At 63.0% G+C, this 17,921-nt stretch carries 15 protein-coding genes and 1 pseudogene; 5 read left to right on the top strand and 11 right to left on the bottom strand.

Annotated features, from left to right (window positions below; all coding sequences use genetic code 11):
* A partial coding sequence (locus DQ405_RS21050) for an IS30 family transposase (protein WP_168425986.1) occupies positions 1–319 on the top strand: 319 nt, incomplete at its 5' end.
* Between the two features lie 512 nt (positions 320–831).
* On the opposite strand, the gene DQ405_RS21055 is transcribed toward DQ405_RS21050, so the two are convergent.
* The 6 genes from DQ405_RS21055 to pbpG all read right to left on the bottom strand — a co-directional run bounded on the left by DQ405_RS21055 (position 832) and on the right by pbpG (position 10,152).
* Entirely contained in the window at positions 832–2,715 is a 1,884-nt protein-coding gene (locus DQ405_RS21055; RefSeq protein ID WP_168425987.1) for a 3'-5' exonuclease, read from the bottom strand.
* Positions 2,716–2,957: 242 nt separating this feature from the next.
* On the bottom strand, positions 2,958–5,012 hold the full coding sequence (locus DQ405_RS21060; protein WP_168425988.1) for an ATP-binding protein: 2,055 nt from the start codon (positions 5,010–5,012) through the stop codon (positions 2,958–2,960).
* Positions 5,013–5,310: 298 nt separating this feature from the next.
* Positions 5,311–6,309 carry an NAD(P)H-quinone oxidoreductase gene (locus DQ405_RS21065; RefSeq protein ID WP_168425989.1) on the bottom strand — a complete coding sequence of 333 codons (999 nt, stop codon included), beginning with the start codon at positions 6,307–6,309 and terminating at the stop codon, positions 5,311–5,313.
* Between the two features lie 206 nt (positions 6,310–6,515).
* Entirely contained in the window at positions 6,516–6,710 is a 195-nt protein-coding gene (locus tag DQ405_RS21070) for a DUF2934 domain-containing protein (protein WP_168425990.1), read from the bottom strand.
* Positions 6,711–6,915: 205 nt separating this feature from the next.
* Complete coding sequence (gene treS, locus DQ405_RS21075) at positions 6,916–8,985, bottom strand: maltose alpha-D-glucosyltransferase (RefSeq protein WP_168425991.1); 2,070 nt, start codon at positions 8,983–8,985, stop codon at positions 6,916–6,918.
* Positions 8,986–9,207: 222 nt separating this feature from the next.
* Positions 9,208–10,152: a D-alanyl-D-alanine endopeptidase gene (pbpG, locus tag DQ405_RS21080; protein WP_168425992.1), complete on the bottom strand. Its 945-nt coding sequence runs from the start codon at positions 10,150–10,152 to the stop codon at positions 9,208–9,210.
* Positions 10,153–10,558: 406 nt separating this feature from the next.
* Here pbpG and DQ405_RS21085 point away from each other — a divergent pair, with 406 nt between their 5' ends.
* Positions 10,559–10,870, top strand: coding sequence for a glycine zipper domain-containing protein (locus DQ405_RS21085; RefSeq protein ID WP_168425993.1), 312 nt, complete (start codon positions 10,559–10,561; stop codon positions 10,868–10,870).
* A 15-nt stretch (positions 10,871–10,885) separates the two neighbouring features.
* Positions 10,886–11,497, top strand: a complete 612-nt coding sequence (locus tag DQ405_RS21090) for an NAD(P)-dependent oxidoreductase (protein WP_168425994.1) — start codon at positions 10,886–10,888, stop codon at positions 11,495–11,497.
* 7 nt (positions 11,498–11,504) lie between these two features.
* Here DQ405_RS21090 and aroE read toward each other — a convergent pair.
* Positions 11,505–12,322, bottom strand: a pseudogene (aroE, locus tag DQ405_RS21095) (shikimate dehydrogenase).
* Positions 12,323–12,357: 35 nt separating this feature from the next.
* A complete protein-coding gene (hemF, locus tag DQ405_RS21100) occupies positions 12,358–13,275 on the bottom strand; it encodes an oxygen-dependent coproporphyrinogen oxidase (protein ID WP_168425995.1) in 918 nt (305 codons plus the stop codon).
* A 153-nt stretch (positions 13,276–13,428) separates the two neighbouring features.
* Between hemF and DQ405_RS21105 the strand changes: the two genes are divergently transcribed.
* Positions 13,429–14,406: a quinone oxidoreductase family protein gene (locus DQ405_RS21105; protein WP_168425996.1), complete on the top strand. Its 978-nt coding sequence runs from the start codon at positions 13,429–13,431 to the stop codon at positions 14,404–14,406.
* A 29-nt stretch (positions 14,407–14,435) separates the two neighbouring features.
* On the opposite strand, the gene DQ405_RS21110 is transcribed toward DQ405_RS21105, so the two are convergent.
* The 3 genes from DQ405_RS21110 to DQ405_RS21120 all read right to left on the bottom strand — a co-directional run bounded on the left by DQ405_RS21110 (position 14,436) and on the right by DQ405_RS21120 (position 17,257).
* Positions 14,436–14,993 (bottom strand): L-threonylcarbamoyladenylate synthase, encoded by a 558-nt coding sequence (locus DQ405_RS21110; protein ID WP_168425997.1) that lies wholly within the window; start codon positions 14,991–14,993, stop codon positions 14,436–14,438.
* A 61-nt stretch (positions 14,994–15,054) separates the two neighbouring features.
* Positions 15,055–16,146 carry a DNA-processing protein DprA gene (dprA, locus tag DQ405_RS21115; RefSeq protein ID WP_168425998.1) on the bottom strand — a complete coding sequence of 364 codons (1,092 nt, stop codon included), beginning with the start codon at positions 16,144–16,146 and terminating at the stop codon, positions 15,055–15,057.
* 85 nt (positions 16,147–16,231) lie between these two features.
* Complete coding sequence (locus DQ405_RS21120; protein WP_168425999.1) at positions 16,232–17,257, bottom strand: LysM peptidoglycan-binding domain-containing protein; 1,026 nt, start codon at positions 17,255–17,257, stop codon at positions 16,232–16,234.
* Positions 17,258–17,405: 148 nt separating this feature from the next.
* On the opposite strand from DQ405_RS21120, the gene def reads away from it, so the two are divergent.
* Positions 17,406–17,912 carry a peptide deformylase gene (def, locus tag DQ405_RS21125; RefSeq protein ID WP_168426000.1) on the top strand — a complete coding sequence of 169 codons (507 nt, stop codon included), beginning with the start codon at positions 17,406–17,408 and terminating at the stop codon, positions 17,910–17,912.
* Positions 17,913–17,921: the final 9 nt, after the last annotated feature.

Here is a 17,921-nt window from a genome sequence, read left to right on the forward strand (position 1 = left end):
CATGACTTACGACCAGGGCCGGGAGATGGCGCGACACGCCGAGATCACCCAAAGAACCGGCGTGGCGATCTACTTCTGCGACCCGCACAGCCCCTGGCAGCGCGGCAGCAACGAAAACATCAACGGCCTGATTCGCCAGTACTTGCCCAAGGGCACAGACCTGTCGGTACATAGCCAAGAGGAGCTGGACGCCATTGCGCTGCAACTGAACATGCGACCGCGCAAGCGCTTCGACTTCAAATGCCCCATCGAGGTGATGGGAGAGGTCATGCAAAATGCCATGGCGATGCGGCATGATGCTCCGGCTTCAATTCAATAACCGTGTTGCGCTCAGCTCCTGCAACCGCCAACCTTTAAGAACAGATGAATCAGTGCTCTTGAGCGCGCTTGATTAATTTTTTCAAGGTCATCATTTGGGGGACGATATTTTGTCATTTCTCTCGGCGAATCGAAACGAATTTGATCCAATATGTTTATTAACGTTTGATATTTAGACATTTTTTATTTCTCAATCTTTTAAAGCTTCTGGAGCCAATGTTAATTAGATTGCTCATATAAAAATTACATATTACTCATCCGCAACCCTCCCGCTCCAAGCCCCCCCTAACCCCACCAATCACTCCTGCACCCGTCGCGTAAAATCCGAATGGTTCAAGTATGTCATCACCAACCAATCGATCGCTCTTGTCATCGCCACATAACAACCGCGCTTCATCCGCTTCAGCCTCGCCTTTCTTCGGCATCTCACCAAGGCCCGGTATCGACACCAGCCCGAACTCCAGCCCTTTGCTCGAATGCACGAAAAAAGGGGGACAGATTTATTTCCCTTACCTACGCACAACCCTCCCGCATCACCCCAGCCCCTTCCTTCACCCCACCAATCGCCTCCTGCACCCGCCTCGTGAAATCCGAATGCGCCTGATACGTCATCACTAACCGATCAATCGCCCGCGTCATGGCCACATACAACAACCGCGCCTCATCCGCTTCGGGCTCGCCCTTTTTCGGCATCTCGCCTAGGCCCGGTATCAGCACGAGCCCGAATTCCAGGCCTTTGCTGGAGTGCATGCTAACGATCTTGACGCTGTCGTCGCTGCCGTAGAGTTCACCGCGGCCTTTGGCGCTGATGCCTGAAGCGTAGGCGATGCCGGCTTGGGTCAGGGCGCGTTCGGCGGCTTCGGCTTGGGCGTTGTTGCGGTAGATAATCGCCATGTCGTTGAGTACGCGGCTGTTGGCTTGTTCGTCGCGGATGCGGGTGACGAGGCAGTCCCATTCTTGCCAATGGCCTTCGCAGTGAATGAGTTCGGGGAAGGCGCCGCGGCGGCCGGCGCTTTCGGGGACGATGATGGGGACGCCGTCTTCGCCGGCATCACGGCCGGAGAGCAGTTCGGTGGCGAAGGCGCGGGCGACCGAGAGCACTTCCAGGGTGTTGCGGTAGTTGAGTTTGAGGATGGTGGTGCGGCCCTGGGCCTGGATGCCGACGCTGGCAAAGCTGAAGTCCAACCCGGTTTTCTTGCCCTTGCCGCGGTAGATGGACTGGGCGTCGTCGTAGAGCACCAGCAGTGCATTGGTGGTCGGGTCGACCATCTGCACGACGAGCTTGAACCACTCGGGTGCGAAGTCGTGGCCTTCGTCGATCAGTACGGCAGAGTATTGCGCGCGCGGGATCTGGCCGCGGTCGACGCCGTCGATGGTGAACTGGATCATCTGCTCCATCTTCTGGCCGACCGGCAGGCGATGGCTGGGTTTGTCCACCTGATAGGCCGTGAGCATGTCCGAGCACCAGGCGTGGAAGTTGCGCACGCTGACTTTCTCGCCCAGGCCTTTCTCCTCCAGCACTTGGCGCAACCGCCCGGCAAGGGACTTGTTGTAGCAGAGCACCAGAATCGGCTTGGGCGATACCTTGGCCAGCTGCTCGCAGCGGTAGCCGAGGATCATGGTCTTGCCGCTGCCGGCCGCGCCGTGAATCACACGATGGCCTTCACCCAGTGAGCGGGCGAGTTGTTCCTGCTGGAGGTCCATGACCTTGATGAGGCTTGGGATCGGCGCGTCGTTATCGGCAAACAAGCCGAACTGGCCGGGCAGGGCGCTGACGCGAACCTCGGGGTAGAGGTGGTAACGCACACGGTCGATCTGCGGCAGCGTCAGGGTGCAGGGGAAGACGTGGGGGAACATGTTCCACAGGCGCTGCTGAAACGCTTCGGGGTCCGCCGTTTCGGTCATTTCGTCCTGAAAAATGACGCGTTGCGGATCGAGTACGTCGTGGAGGTCGGTCTGTTCGAACTGGCGGCGGGTGATGTTGGTCAGCACCACGCCCCAGCCCCACGGCATGATCAGTTCGCCCGGCCGCGGTGAGCTTTTGCTCTGGCGCAGCAGCGGGTCTTTCTTGAGCACCATATCGACTTCAACGACATAGGAGCGCGCCTGCAGCATCGGGTTGGCAACGGTCTTAACCCCGCTGCTGGTGTGCAGAGTGACCTTGCCGTGTGTAGCGCTCTGGATGGTGGCGAGCTTCCAGTCCTTGACCTCCAGCACGAGGATGCCGCGGCGCGGATGCAGGACGACGAAGTCGGGGTAGCGGGCCTTGGGGCCGACCGGGACGTTGCTCCAGCAGAGGTAGTCGTCTTCGAGCAGCTTTTCCAGCCGCTCGGCAAAACGGCGCTCGCCAGGCGTATCGAACTGGCATTGCGACCGAACGGGGAAGAAGCGCGCCATCTGTACCTTCCATGGTGATCGGGCTAGTGCCCGTGGTGCTGCCGCTGAGCCCAAGCCTGGGCGGGGAGTGTGATACGGGGCGCAAAAGGAGCGCCGCTTCGCCACGTTACCCACGGCTGTGTCGTCGGTAAAGCAACTAAGGGCTTAATCCAGGCTTTTTATGCGGCTTCTGGATACACGGTTTCGCTTAGGTCTAGCGCGGGCAGGGCGGCGAGCTAGGTAGGACGCTTACACCGGCCCGCTCAACGCTCAGGCGTTCCCAGCATTTCCTTAACCTTGCTGGCAAAGGCATCGATGGCGAACGGCTTGGTGATCACGGTCATCTCCGGGCCGAGGAAGTCGTTGGCGGCGAAGCTTTCGGCGTAGCCGGTGGCGAAGATGACTTTCAGACCGGGCCGTTGCTGGCGGACGATCTCAGCCAGTTGCCGGCCGTTCATGCCCGGCAGGCCGACGTCGGTAATCAGCAGGTCGATACGATGGGCGCTTTCGGTGATGCTGAGGGCCTCGCTGGCCTCGCCGGCCTCCAGGGTCTTGTAGCCCAGGTCGTTGAGCACTTCGACCACCAGTGCGCGAACCACAGGTTCGTCCTCGACCACGAGAATGGTTTCGCCCGCGCCTTGCAGCGCGCGCTCCGGTTCGACCGGTAAGGGTGTCGAATCGCCCTTGTAGATGGGCAGGTAGAGGCAGACGCTGGTCCCGGCGCCTGGCTCAGACTCGATATGGATGTAACCCTTGGCCTGTTTGATGTAGCCGTAGACCATCGAGAGCCCGAGGCCGGTGCCCTGGCCGATGGGTTTGGTGGTGAAGAAGGGTTCGAAAGCCCGCTCGATCACTTCCGGCGTCATGCCTGTGCCGGTGTCGGTGACACTCAGCAGGACGTAGTCGCCTTCGGTCAGGCCGCGCTTTTTCGCATCGGGCTCCTTGCCCATATGGAAGTTGGCGGTCGCTAAGGTGATTCGCCCGCCGTGGGGCATGGCATCGCGTGCGTTGATGACGAGGTTGAGCAGCGCACTTTCGAGCTGATTGACGTCCATGCAGGCGTGCGGCAGGCCCGCACCGAGTTTGGTCTCGACGCGGATGTTTTCGCCCGTGGTGCGACGCAGTAAGTCTTCCAGCGAGGCCACCAGCTGGTTGACGTCCACGGGCTTGAGGTCGAGCGTTTGCTGGCGGGAGAAGGCCAGCAGTCGTTGTGTCAGCGCGGCAGCGCGGTGGGCGGAGGTGACAGCTGCGTTGATATAGCGCTCGACGTCTTGCATGTCGCCCCGGCAGGTGCGCCGCTGCATGAGGTCGAGGCTGCCAATGATGCCCGTCAGCAGGTTGTTGAAGTCGTGGGCGATGCCGCCGGTGAGCTGGCCAACCGCTTCCATTTTCTGCGCCTGGCGCAGGGCTTCTTCGGCCCGGCTGCGCTCGGCCACTTCGGCTGCCACCCGGGCTTCGAGGTTATCGTTGAGCAGACGCAGGCGGTGCTCGCTGACCTTCAGAGCCTCTTCGGCACGCTTGCGTGCGCTGATATCGGCGCAGGCCCCGGCGACGCTGAAGGGTTTGCCCGAGGCCTCTAGGAATACCTTGGCCCGGCACATCAGCCACTTTACCGGGCCAGGGCGCGCCAGCCGGAACTCGACGGCAATGCCGCGGCCTTCGGCGCATCGGTCGAATGCCTTCCGCACAGCAGGGCGGTCTTCGGGATGTACCAGCTCGAGGAACCGCTCATCGGTGTCGGGTTTCTGGCCCGACGAGAGATTGAAGATCTGCTCCAGGGCACTATCAAAGTGAAGGCTGCCGTCGCATAGATACCAGTTAAAGGTGCCGGTCCCGGCTGCCAGCAGCGCCGCGCGGAAGCGCTCATCCCAATATTCCGTCCGCGCCTTGGATGCGTCCGGGCTGAGGATTCGGTCCGTCACGTCCTCGGTCTTGTGCACGATGCAGTACATGGTGCCCTGCTTGTCGAAGACCGGGAGGTTGATCGGGCTCCAGTAGCGAGCCTCGAAGCCGCCACCTTCGGAAGCCGGTCTGGTCACGTCGTAACGGGTGATCGCCATGCGATCGGGGACGCCGGTTCGCAGAACGCGCTCCAGCGAAGCGCGCAGCACGCCGGCACCGCAGGTTTCAGGCTTGTCCGAATCTTCCGCGAACACCTCGAAGATGGAACGTCCGATGCATTCGTCGCGGCGCTTGTTGGTGGCGCGCAGACGCGCATCGCTGGCGGCGAGCATGATGAAGTCGGGATCCGCCGACAGGACGAGATTGTTGGCGGGCAGGGCCTCGAAGATGGTCTTGAAATCCAGTTCTTGCTTCATCGGGGCGGTCGCTGCTTAGAGTGAAAGCGCTCAATGAGTAAGACCTGCGCCGCGTAAAGAAATGCGCAGGCGAGCGCGCACGCTCATCCGAAAAGCGGACGGAAGCGCTTCGGAATGGTTCGCAACCGGCAGCGCAGAGCGGGCGAGCCGGTCATCGGAACCCCTCGCGCGGGCACATGGGGTAGCGCCGCCGGCTCGGTCGCTGCGGCGCGAGGAGTCTTCAAGCCGCAGGAAGGAAGGGGCAATCGGCTCCGGCGCTACGAACAGCAGCAGCCAGGTCGGATCTAGCGGCGAATGCTTACGGCGCGATCTCCAGCATGATCTTGCCAATATGTCGGCTGCTTTCCATCAGCTGGTGCGCCTGCGCCGCCTCCGCCAGCGGGAAGGTGGAATGGATCACCGGGCGGCACAGCCCTTGTTCCAGCAGCGGCCAGACCTTCGACTGCAATGCCGTGGCGATGCTTGCCTTGTCTTCGCGGCTGCGCGGGCGCAGGGTCGAGCCGGTGAAGGTCAAGCGCTTGCGCATGATTGGTGAGGTGTCCAGCTCCACACGGCTGCCCTTGAGGAAGGCGATCTGTACCAGGCGCCCTTCCAGCGCAAGGGATTTGACGTTGCGGGGAATGTAGTCGCCGCCGACCATGTCGAGAATGACGTCGACGCCATTGCCATCGGTGGCTTGTGCCACGGCTTCGACGAAATCTTCCTCGTGGTAGTTGATCACCCGATCCGCGCCGGCGCGCTGGCAGGCCTCGGCTTTCTCGCTGTTGCCAACGGTGGTGAATATGGTGGCACCGAACTGCTTGGCCAACTGGATCGCGGTGAGGCCGATGCCGCTGGAGCCGCCATGCACCAGCAGGGTTTCGCCGGCCTGCAACCCGCCGCGTTCGAACACGTTGGTCCAGACCGTGAAATAGGTTTCCGGTAGCGCCGCCGCCTCCAGTAGCGACAAGCCCTTGGGAACCGGCAGGCAGTGTTCGGCCGGCGCGACGCAGTATTCGGCGTAGCCGCCACCGGGTGTCAGCGCACACACCTTGTCGCCAAGGTTCCAGCCGGTTACGTCGGCACCGAGCGCGACGATCTCGCCGGCGATCTCCAGGCCCAGCAGCGGCGACGCATCCGGCGGCGGGGGGTAGCTGCCGGAGCGCTGAAACACGTCCGGACGATTGATCCCGGCGTAGGCCACTCGAACCAGCACATCGTGGGGGCCCGGCTCGGGAACAGGGCCGTCGGCCAACCGCAGGCATTCTGCGTCGCCACCCGGACGATGCTCTACATGACGCATGGTTTGCTCACTCATGACTTTCGCTTTCCTTTCGGCGTGTTTTGCTTGAGGGTCGGTTCGTCGTCACAAGGTAGTGTCCGGCAGCCGCAACGCCAACCCCTCGCAGGAGATGGACGTCCGCTTGCGCTGTTGACGATGCCCTGAGCCGCCGACGACGGATGCATCGGCGGCTTGAGGCAAGGGAGCTCCCCGGTGAGCTCGCCAGGGGTGACGCGTGGCGTTTATTCCCGCTCCGATTTCGGCATCGGGATCGCTACGCTGCTTTCAACGCTGCCGGCCAGCGGATCGCCTTCCTTGTAAAAATGCTCAACCTCTTCACGGGCCTGCAGCCAATGCTCGGCGTCCTGCCCTTCGGGGCGGCCTTTGGCGTCCCAGATTTCGTAGGCTCTTTCGCGTATGCGTTGTTCGATGTCCATTTGCGTCTCCTCGTGCGGTCGGTTCCAGGCCCATCTGCACGCCGTATGAGCCGGGTTAGAGGCCTCGGTTCGCCTCGGCGATTACTCGTCCTGGTATTTAGCAGAGGGGAGCAGGGCCAGGATGGTTCCGGTGTTTCGACCATAACCGACCAAAGCCTCACCCCCGGCGTTTCGGCGCCGGGTGCTCAGTGGTAACGGGCCTCGCTCAGAGCACCGGAGAAGCCGCACTCACCACGCGCAGGGCCATGCCCTCGTATGGATCGAGCTCAAGGGTCATCTCGCAGTTGTCGGTCAGATCGCCCTCGACCCGCTCGTGGATGATGTCCACCACCGGCCCAGGCGCGACGCCCGGAAGGCAGATGGTTTCGCTGATGTGCTCGCCGCTGAAGTTCAGTGCGGTGATCTGCACTCCCTTGCCGGCCGGCAGTTCATGCACCATGACCAGCAGCCCCGGTGCCTGCACATCGGGAATCAGGATCTGCTTGCTCGCCGCAATGTCATAGGCGCGGCGGACGCTGAGGATGTGCTTGAGCTGACAGGCGAAGGAGTCGGGCGTCTTCAGCTGCTCGACCAGGCTGCCATAGAGCGAGCGCGCTTTGGGCAGCCCTTCGCTGGAGGCGCTTGCTTCGGGTGCCAGATCCGCCAGATCGTAGGCGCCGCGGTGTAGCCAGCGCGTGTCGCCATCGCCCATCAGGTGTTCGACCTGCTCGGCTTCCAGCGGCAGGGCGCCGACCAGATCCCAGCCGGAGAGGGCGAAGACGCCAGGCTGCATGGCGTTGAACATCACTAGCAGCAGGTGCAGCCGCTTGATCTGCTCGACATCGGCCGGGCCGATGGTGCCAAGGTCGCGAATCCCGAGCGCGGCGGTGATGACGCTGACCGTGGTGCAGGACACACCGTTGGTGACGAACTTGAGGTTGTAGGGCGCGTGCTCGCCGGTCAGGCGTTCGTACATCTCTTCGCGGATGTGCTCGCGCAGGATGCCGCCCGGCAGTGTCTGGCCGTGATAGTGGTAGTGGTCGTAGGCATGCAGCGTCCAGAAGTGCACCAGTTCCAGGGTCAGCTCGTCATGGTTCTGCATGGCATGAATCAGCGAGGCCGGATCGATGCCGAACGCATGGACTTCGCGCAGCATCAGCCGCAGGAACTCGGTGTCGCCGGTGAGCAGGGCGTGCTGATAGGCCGGGCGGGTGATGAAGTCGTAGGACAGGTCGGCGCCACCGTGGGACATCGAGGCGATGTCATCGATGGTCAGGTTCAGCTCCTGGAAGCTGAAGCCGCCAGCCTTGCGGATGGTGCTGGCAATCAGCTGGTTACCGGTCACCGACAGCGGATGGCTCTCGGACCAGGCGGTGCCTTCGGCACGACGCTCGACACCGAGGAAGCCATTGGCGTCCAGGCGCAGCACGCGCGCGCCGGAGACATCGATGGCATGCAGGGCGTCGCCGATGATCAGTTGCTGGGCGGCGAAGGTCGGGTCCAGCCAGTTCAGCGAGGGCTGTCCTTCCTTGAAGTAGTGCAGATACACCCAACGCCGGCGCTTGCCGTCGACGCCGGTCACCACGCCGGTGGCGCTCCAGTCGGTGTCCTTGATGCCAGGCTCGAAGAAGATCACCCGCTGCAGCTGGCCGACGATGTAATACTTGTCCTTGAGTTGATCGACCACCACCGGTGACAGGTTGATCGAATCCCGCCCCTTGGGCACGTCAGGCAGCAAGGGCCAGTCTTCCTCGTTGATCTCGACCATGTGGTACAGGCCGGGGTAGTCGCCGTAGGCCATTTCGGCGAGGCGAAAATCCGCGCCCTTGCCGGTGTGCGCCGGAACGATGTCGTCGATCACGATGGCGTTGTGCGCGGCCGCCATGCGGCTGAGCTGCAGCATTTCCGCCTCGGTACCGAGGTTGGGGTCGATATCGAAGCTGATGCGGTCGAAGTTGCCATCAATGGTCGGCGTGAAGTCGCGCCCACGCAGGCCACCGGAGCGCTTCATCGGGCCGTTGTGAATGCCTTGCACGCCGAGCTCCGACAAGGCACTCCAGAGGCGGTCATCACCCAGCGCCTGCAGCACCGAGCCGCCCTCGGGCGTGATGATGGCGGCGGGGTAGGCGGTAAACCACACCGAGGAAATTGCGCTGGCATCGCGCGGCCGGGCCTGGGCGTAAGGACGCTGCCAGAGCCGCGCCTGGCCCGCATAGAGCCGGGCCCGCTGGCGGGCGGCATGAAGCATGGACTGGCTTTCCAGCCACTCGACATAGGTATTGTCTGGTGTGCTCATAACGACGTTGGGTTCCCGGTGCGCTGAGGGGAAATGTAGTCGTTTGAGTCGGTCGCACCGGCATCGTTGCATCGGGCGACGTATCGATGCGCTGAAGGGGAGCGCTCGGTGCTTGTTGATTTGTTGTAGGAGTGAGCTTGCTCACAAAAAGCGCCGCACTGCGCAGCGGTTCGCGAGCAAGCTCGCTCCTACAGTCTTGCCCCCGCCTTCTGCCGCAACGCTTCAGCGCCCGCTGGCTATCGCGGTGGCGGCATCACGCGGCTCACCGGCGAGTTGGCGCTCGGCCATTTTCTGCTGCTTGTAGGCCAGCGCGGCGGGCGCGACCGGGGTCACCTTGCCGGTTTCCAGCCATTTCTTCAGGCGGCTGGCGTCTGCCATGTGGGTGTACTTGCCGAACGCATCCAGCACCACGAAGGCCACCTCGCGTTCGTCCATGACGGTGCGCATGACCAGGCAATGGCCCGCAGCGTTGGTGAAGCCCGTCTTGGTCACCTGGATGTCCCAGTCGGGTTTGCGCACGAGTGCATTGGTGTTGCGAAAGCCCAGCGTGTAGTTGGGTTTGTGGAACGCGACGGTCTTTTCGGAAGTGGTGCTGAACTGCTCGATCAGCGGATAGGCCTGGCTGGCCTTGAGCAGCTTGACCAGATCGTAGGCGCTGGAAACGTTCTGCTCGGATAGGCCGGTGGGTTCGACATAACGCGTATGAGTCATACCCAGCGCCCTGGCCTTTGCGTTCATCGCCTGGATGAATGCGCTGTAACCGCCCGGATAGTGATGCGCCAGGCTCGCGGCGGCGCGGTTTTCGGAGGACATCAAGGTCAGCAGAAGCATCTCGCGCCGGCTGATTTCGCTGCCAATACGGACCCGGGAAAACACACCCTTCATTTCGCGTGCATCGCGGATGACCACTGGCAGGCGCTGATCGAGCGGCAGCTTGGCGTCGAGCACGACCATCGCCGTCATCAGCTTGGTTACCGAGGCGATAGGCACCACCAGGCCCGGGTTGCTGGAATAGAGCACCTCGTTGCTCTTCAGGTCGATCAGCAGTGCACTGCCGGAGGCCAGCTCCTGCTGCTGAGTGATTTGCGGGGCAGCGGCAACTGAGGGGGACAGAATGACGCTACCGCAGGCGAATAGAAGGCCAAGAAGGGAATGACGAAATTTCAAGATGAACACCGATGAATTGGCAGTGGAAAAGACGCGCCGAAGCCGACGACGCGGCGGGCATTATAGGTAAACCCGAGCCAGAGATAAGGCCTCGTAGCCGTTATATTTCGGGGCGTTGGGCGCCGCTTCCGGCCCGTTGCGCATCCGTCGTTTCGCTTGTTGGATGCGCCGCCACAACGCCCTGAGTGTAGAAGAACATCAATTGCCTCGCTGCAGCAGCGGCTCCTGCTGGCTGGCGCAGGCGTTTCCTTTGCTATCGGCAGCGGGGCGCATCGAATCAATCAGCCCGACGGACGGGAACCCGTACGGGTGAAGCGGGTCCGCTGCCTACCGGGGGCGTTGTCGTGAGGCCGCACCTTCGGCCGATGACGAGGTCAAACCAGCACGTCCAAAAGGAGAGAAATCTATGTCCCGCTTCAGCCGCAAACCCACCACTCGCGACGAAATCGAGAGGGAAATCCACGACCTGATGGCCGCCCTCGACGAGCTCAAACACGACGCGACCCGTGGATCGCGGCATCGCTTCGAGTCCCTGCGTGCACGCGCCGAATCGCTGTGGAACGATGCCGACCTGGATACGCACTACCGTGACCTGTCCAAGCGAAGCCGCGATGCCAGCCGTCTGGCCAAGGAGTGCGTGCGCGAACATCCACTGAGCACCGTGGCGCTGGCCGCTGGCGCGGTCGCGCTAATCGGCTATCTGGTCACGCGTCGCTGACCGCTCGTCCCGCTCATGCTCAACGCCGAGACACCCCGCCTCAAGTTCGCCCTTTACGGAGCGCACTCGAGCCTCGGCAATGCCGTGCTGTGCGAGCTGCTGACCCGCCAGCACGAGGTCGTGGCGCTGGTCGACGACTTCAATTCGATGACCGCTCGGCCGGGGCTGCGGGTCAAGACCGGCGACTTGTTCGATGCCATCAGCGTGTCGCAGAGCGTTGCCGGTATGGACGCGGTGATCTGCCTCTACGACAGCCCGTCGGTACCCAGCGCATCCGGCGACGCAACCTTCGAGCAGCCACGCGGCTTCTATCAGGCGGTCGACGCCTTGTTGAGTGGATTACCAAAGGTCGGCGTCGAGCGCCTGTTGCTGGTAGCGGATTTCAGCGTTCATGGTGAGAAGCCCGATGCGGCCGCTGCCTTGCAGCGCATCGCCGCGCACCCGATGAAATGGACGCTGGTAGATGCCGGAACCGACGGCGAAGACCTGTCGATCGAAGACCTCAGCAACCTCGACGGCTTGGCTAGCGAGGATCGCCGCGTACAGCTCCGGCGCATCGCCGCGGGGATGATCGACGAGCTTGAAGCCCCGCAGCATCTGCATCAACAGGTGCACTTCCGTCTCTGAGCGATGCTCAACCCGCCAACTGACTGCGCAACTGCGCCAGAACATCGGCCGACTCGGGCCTTACCCCACGCCATAACTCGAACGCGGCCGCTGCCTGCTCGACCAGCATGCCCAGGCCATCACGGGTCGACCGCCGAGGTTGGCCGCCCACAGGCAGAACGGCGTGGGCTCTGCGCCATACATCATGTCGTAGCAGAAAGTCGTGCCCAAGCGGATCAGGCTGTCGGCAAGGGGTGGCAGCTCGCCGCCGAGACTGGCGGAGGTACCGTTGATGATCACATCGAACGGACCGTGCAGCTGATCGAAGGCGCTCGCGCTGACCGATCCCAGTTCGGCGAATTCGCCGGCCAGCTGCTCGGCCTTGCTCAGTGTGCGATTGGCGATGACCAATGCAGCCGGTCGCTGCGCCAGCAATGGCCCGAGCACGCCGCGCACCGCGCCGCCAGCGCCCAATAGCAGTACGCGCTTGCCTTCCAGCGCCACGCCGGCGTTATCCAGCAGGTCGCGCACCAGGCCAATGCCATCAGTGTTGTCGCCCAGCAGCGTGGCGTCTTCGAGCTTCTTCAGGGTATTGACCGCCCCGGCACGCCGCGCGCGCTCGGTCAGCTGGTCAGCCAGGCGGAAAGCCTGTTCCTTGAACGGCACGGTGACATTGGCGCCACGGCCATCCATGAAAAATTGGCGAGCGAAACCGGAGAAATCATCCAACGGCGCCAGCAGCGGCTCATAACTGAGCGACTGGCCCGTCTGCTGCGCGAACAGGCGATGAATCTGCGGGGATTTGCTGTGGCCGATGGGGTTGCCGAAAACGCCGTAGCGATCCATGAAAACGGTCCTCGAAAGTTTGATCGGCTGCGGAGTCAGGCCTGCTCGGCAAGCCAGTCGCGATCCTGCAGGAAATACTCAGTCAGCCGCGCCTCCGGCGTGCCCGGCTCGGGGTGCTTGTCGTAGCCCCAACGCACCAGCGGCGGCAGTGACATGAGGATGGACTCGGTGCGCCCGCCTGATTGCAGGCCGAACAGGGTGCCGCGGTCATAGACCAAGTTGTATTCCACGTAGCGCCCACGACGCAATTCCTGGAATTCCCGTTCACGTTCGCCGTAAGGCATGGCCTTGCGCCGTTGCACGATGGGCAGATAGGCCTCGATGTAGGCATCACCGATCGCGCGCATGAAGGCGAAGCTGGTGTCGAAGTCCCACTCGTTGAGGTCGTCGAAGAACAGACCACCGACACCCCGTGGTTCGTTGCGGTGCTTGATGTGGAAGTAGCGGTCGCACCACTCCTTGTAGCGTGGATAGACATCGGCGCCAAAGGGCGCGCAAGCATCACGGGCGACTCGGTGCCAGTGTATGCAGTCCTGCTCGTTGCCGTAGTAGGGCGTCAGATCGAATCCACCGCCGAACCACCAGACCGGCTCTTCGCCTTCCTTCTCGGCGATAAAGAAGCGCACATTGGCGTGGGAAGTCGGTACGTATGGGTTCTCTGGATGGATCACCAACGACACGCCGAGGGCCTCGAAGCCGCGGCCGGCCAGTTCCGGACGGTGCGCGCTGGCCGAAGGGGGCAGGCCGCTGCCGTGTACGTGGGAGAAGTTCACGCCGCCCTTCTCGATCAGCGCGCCGTTCTCGATCACCCGGGTCCGGCCACCGCCGCCCGCCGGACGGGTCCAGGCGTCTTCGGCGAAACGGGCGCCGCCGTCTTCGGCTTCAAGGGTGGCGCAGATTCGGTCCTGCAGGTCGAGCAGGTAGGCTTTGACGGCTTCGGTACGCTCGTTCACGAAATCACCTTGGCAAGTAACGGCACGGGCCCGGCGACAGCGATCGCCCAGCAGTGCTTTAGCGGAAGGGCCGGCAAGCATATCACCCGGCCGATTGACGGATGCGCGCGGGAAGCGTTGGATAGGCTCCTTTGCATTCGCTCAGGAGTCGATATGTCACAGCGCATCCAGTTCAGCCAGCATGGCGGTCCCGAAGTTCTTGAGCAGGTAGACGCACCTGTCACGGCGCCCGGCGCCGGTGAAGTCCGGGTACGCAACCACGCGATCGGCCTGAATTTCATCGATACCTATTTCCGCAGTGGGCTCTATGTACCGCCGAGCTTGCCATCCGGCCTGGGTGCCGAAGGCGCGGGCGAAGTGGAGGCTATCGGCGAAGGCGTCAGCGGATTTCAGGTCGGCGACCGCGTTGCCTACGGTACCGGTCCGCTGGGCGCCTACGGCCAGCATCACACGCTGCCGGCGCGCCACTTGGTGAAACTGCCGGACTCAATCAGCTACGAGCAGGCCGCTGCGGTCATGCTCAAGGGACTGACCACCCAATACCTGTTACGCCAGACCCATGTCCTGCAGGCGGGCGAAACCGTGCTGTTCCACGCCGCAGCTGGTGGCGTCGGTTCGATTGCCTGCCAATGGGCCAAGGCCATCGGGGCCAAGCTGATCGGCGTGGTCGGTTCGGCGGAAAAAGCCGAGCGGGCCAAGGCGCTGGGTGCCTGGGCCACCATCGACCGTACTCAGGAAAATGTCCCGCAGCGCGTGCTGGAACTCACCGATGGCAAGAAATGCCCGGTGGTCTACGATTCGGTGGGCAAGAGCAGCTGGGAGATTTCGCTGGACTGCGTGGCGCCGCGCGGCCTGCTGGTCAGCTTCGGCAATGCCTCAGGCGCGGTCACCGGGGTGAACCTCGGGGTACTGGCGCAGAAGGGCTCGCTGTACGTCACCCGGCCGACGCTCGCCGGCTACGCGGATACCGCAGAGCGGTTACAGGCCATGGCAGCCGAGCTGTTCGAGATGATCGCCAGCGGCAAGGTCAAGGTCGAGATTGATCAGCGCTACCCGCTCGCTGAAGCCGCCGAGGCGCAGCGCCAGCTGGCCGCGGGTCAGACCACCGGATCGACCATTCTGCTGCCCTGACGCTGGCGTCATCGCCGTCCTGCCTGCCATCAGGACGGCCGAATGACCTCGCCGCTACGCAGATCACGGATGGTGCTGGGGTTGCGCCGCCCGCCCAGGCGGCCGCCGAGCACCGCGTCGAGTTGGCCCGGAAAGTACTGCTCCACACGCAAGCGTGAGCGCGCCGAAGGCCTGCCGGCGGGATTCGCCGAAGTGGATACCAGCGGCCCGGTCAGTGCGCACAGCCGGGCGACCAGGGGATGATCGCTGACCCGCAGGGCCACGCTGTCGTGCTTGCCGGTGATCCACTCAGGCAGCCGCTGGCGATGCGGCACCAGCCAGGTATTGGGCCCCGGCCAGGTCCCTGCCAGGCGATCGAGCCAGCGCTCGGGTAGATCCTCCAGCAGAAACTCGAATTGCTCGACGCAGTCGGCCACCAGAATCAGGCCCTTTTCCACCGGCCGCTCCTTCAACGCCAGCAACCGATGCACCGCATCGCTGTTCCACGGGTCACAACCGAGCCCCCAGACCGCTTCAGTCGGATAGGCGATGACCCCACCGTTCCTGACCACACGGGCCGCCTGCTGCACACGCCAGTTACCGACCATCACCACCTCCGCTGACTGATCGGCGCAGTTTACCCAAGCGCATGAGGCTGCACAGCTGCGCTCAGCCGGCTCGCGCCCCCCATAGGCCGTTCTCGCAAGCGACCAGTCCCTCAATTTCCAGCTCGGTCAGCTCCGCCAGTACCTGTGCCAGGGGCTGCGTCAATGCAGCCGCGAGCGTCTCACTGGTCATCGGTGCGGCATGCAACTGCGCGAGCAGCGGATGAACCAGCCGCTCGGGTTGCGGTTGACTAGCTGCAGCCGTATGCCGCCAACCCTGCAATGCCTGGAGAATATCGTCGACGCTTTCCACCAGCGCCGCCCCCTGCCGAATCAGCTGATGACAGCCGCGTGCGCCGGGATGATGAATCGAACCGGGGATGGCGTAGACCTCGCGGCCCTGTTCGGCAGCAAGCCGGGCGGTAATCAGCGAACCGCTCAAGGGGCTCGCTTCGACCACCAGCACACCCAGCGAAAGCCCGCTGATGATGCGGTTGCGACGGGGAAAGTTGGAGGCGTGCGGTGCGCAATCCAGCGGCAGCTCGGACACCAGCGCGCCGCCGCCTTCGACAATGCGCGCGGCGAGGCCAAGGTGGCGCCGTGGATAAAGCTGCTGCAGGCCAGTACCCAGCACGGCAATGGTCTTGCCGTTTACATCCAGCGCCCCCTGGTGCGCCGCTCCGTCTATGCCAAGGGCAAGACCGCTTGTGATCACGAAACCGCCCGCAGCGAGGCTCCGCGCAAAAGCCATGGCATTGTCCAGGCCCGGACGCGAGGCGCGACGGCTACCGACCATGGCCAGCTGCGGCCGCTCCAGCAGGCTCGGGTCACCTTCGACGAACAACAGCGGCGGGGCATCCGGCAGTTCCGCCAGCAAGGCTGGGTAGCAGGGATCGTCCCACATCAGTAGCTGATGGCCTGGTTGTTCCAGCCAGGTCAGCGCCAGGGCGGCACGCTCGCGTATTACCGAGCTACGTCTGGGTTCGGCGCAACTGGCTGGCAGCCCCAATGCGCGCCAGGCGGCGGCCGGGGCGCTGAGCGCAGAGGCGGCATCAGGGAAAGCACTGAGCAATTTGTGCAGACGCCGCGGACCAAGCTCCGGCAGCAGATGCAGGCGCAGGCGGGCTTCCAGTTCGGCAGGGGAATTCGCAGGCATGAGTGAACATTCCTTGTCTCGTCGCACCGCATCCATGCGGTGGTATCAGCAGAAAAAAGCCCCGCATTTGCGGGGCTCGGGTAACTCAGGGATTGCGGACCTTGTCCATCACCGCCAGCGAGCGGGTGGCCTGCAGCACCAGACCGTAGCTGAGCTTGTCGTAGGTACGGAACACCATCAGCAGTCCCGAACGCTCGTCAGGAATCTTGACGTTTTCACCCGTCACCCGGTCGCGGACGGTTTCGCCGGTCTTGTACACAGCCAGCACGTTGCCGATGCTCAGCCCGTCGCGTGCGCCCTTGTTCAGGGTGACCACATCGAACTGGCCGATCTGGGTCACGCCACGCGGCACGTCGAGGATCACGCCATTGACTTCGCCTTCCGGCTCGCTCGGCATGAAGGTCGAGTTCACCGCACGCTCCTCGCTGGGGAACATGCGATCACCGATACGCGCTTCCTGGGTGACTCGAGTGAGCATCATGGTGGCGATGTCGCCTTCCATGTCGAGTAGTTCGGCGGTACCCACGTCATCGGCGTTGATGCCTAGGAACTCCTGGGTTTCGGGATCCATGTAAGTCTTGCCCTGACGGAAGATGCCGTAGACGCCGATGCCGTCCTGGAATTCGCCACGTCCGTAGACACGGTCGCCGGATCCGCTGATGACGCGCTCGGCATTGCCGGCAACGATGTAGGGCGCGGCTTCGAATTCAGCGGCACTGTCGACGATTCGGTTGCTCAGCAGGAAGCTGTTGATCGCTTCAAGCGGGATGGTGCTGATGGCCTCGGCCATGGGGGTGGTGCGAATGGTAGGCGAGAGCTTGATGGTTCCGCGCGACGCGCCGCGGTTAAGCATGACGCGCGGCTGGCCGTCGATGTAGACCAGACTCAGACGGTCGCCGGGGTAGATCAGGTGCGGGTTTTCGACCTGGGGGTTGGCGTGCCAGAGCTCCGGCCATTTCCAAGGTTCGCTGAGGAAGCGACCGGAAATGTCCCAGAGTGTGTCGCCTTTCACTACGGTGTACTGCTCCGGATGATCATCCTTGAGCTGCACAGCGGCCTGTGCCATGCCGCCAACCGCCACCAGGAGCAGGGCGAGTAGTGATTTCCTCATGTGGTGAATCCCTTTATGATGTGCTTTCACGTAAAGCGCCCTAGCGCCGCAGAAACCCTTGTGGAAAGCGGCGTTAAGCCGTTTACAAGCTGCTCGGCATCTTAGCAGCGGCTTTTGACTTTATTCCATAAGTGCATCACAAACGCATATGGCAATCCTGAACATCCTAGAATTTCCCGATCCGCGCCTGCGCACCATCGCTAAACCGGTGGACGTGGTCGATGACGGCATACGCCAGCTGATCGACGACATGTTCGAGACCATGTACGACGCCCCTGGCATCGGCCTGGCCGCGACGCAGGTCAATGTGCACAAGCGCGTGGTGGTGATGGATCTGTCCGAGGACAAGTCCGAGCCCCGTGTTTTCATCAATCCCGAGTTCGAGTTCCTGACCGACGAGATGGAGCAGTACCAGGAAGGATGCCTGTCGGTGCCCGGCTTTTACGAGAACGTTGACCGGCCGCAGAAGGTCAAGGTCAAGGCGCTGGACCGCGATGGCCAGCCCTACGAGCTGATCGCCGAAGGCCTGCTCGCGGTCTGCATCCAGCATGAGTGCGATCACCTCAACGGCAAGCTGTTCGTAGATTATCTGTCCAACCTCAAGCGCGACCGGATCAAGAAGAAGCTGGAAAAGATCCACCGTCAGCAGGCTTGATTCCGACCC

This window comes from Pseudomonas sp. SST3 (assembly GCF_003325755.1).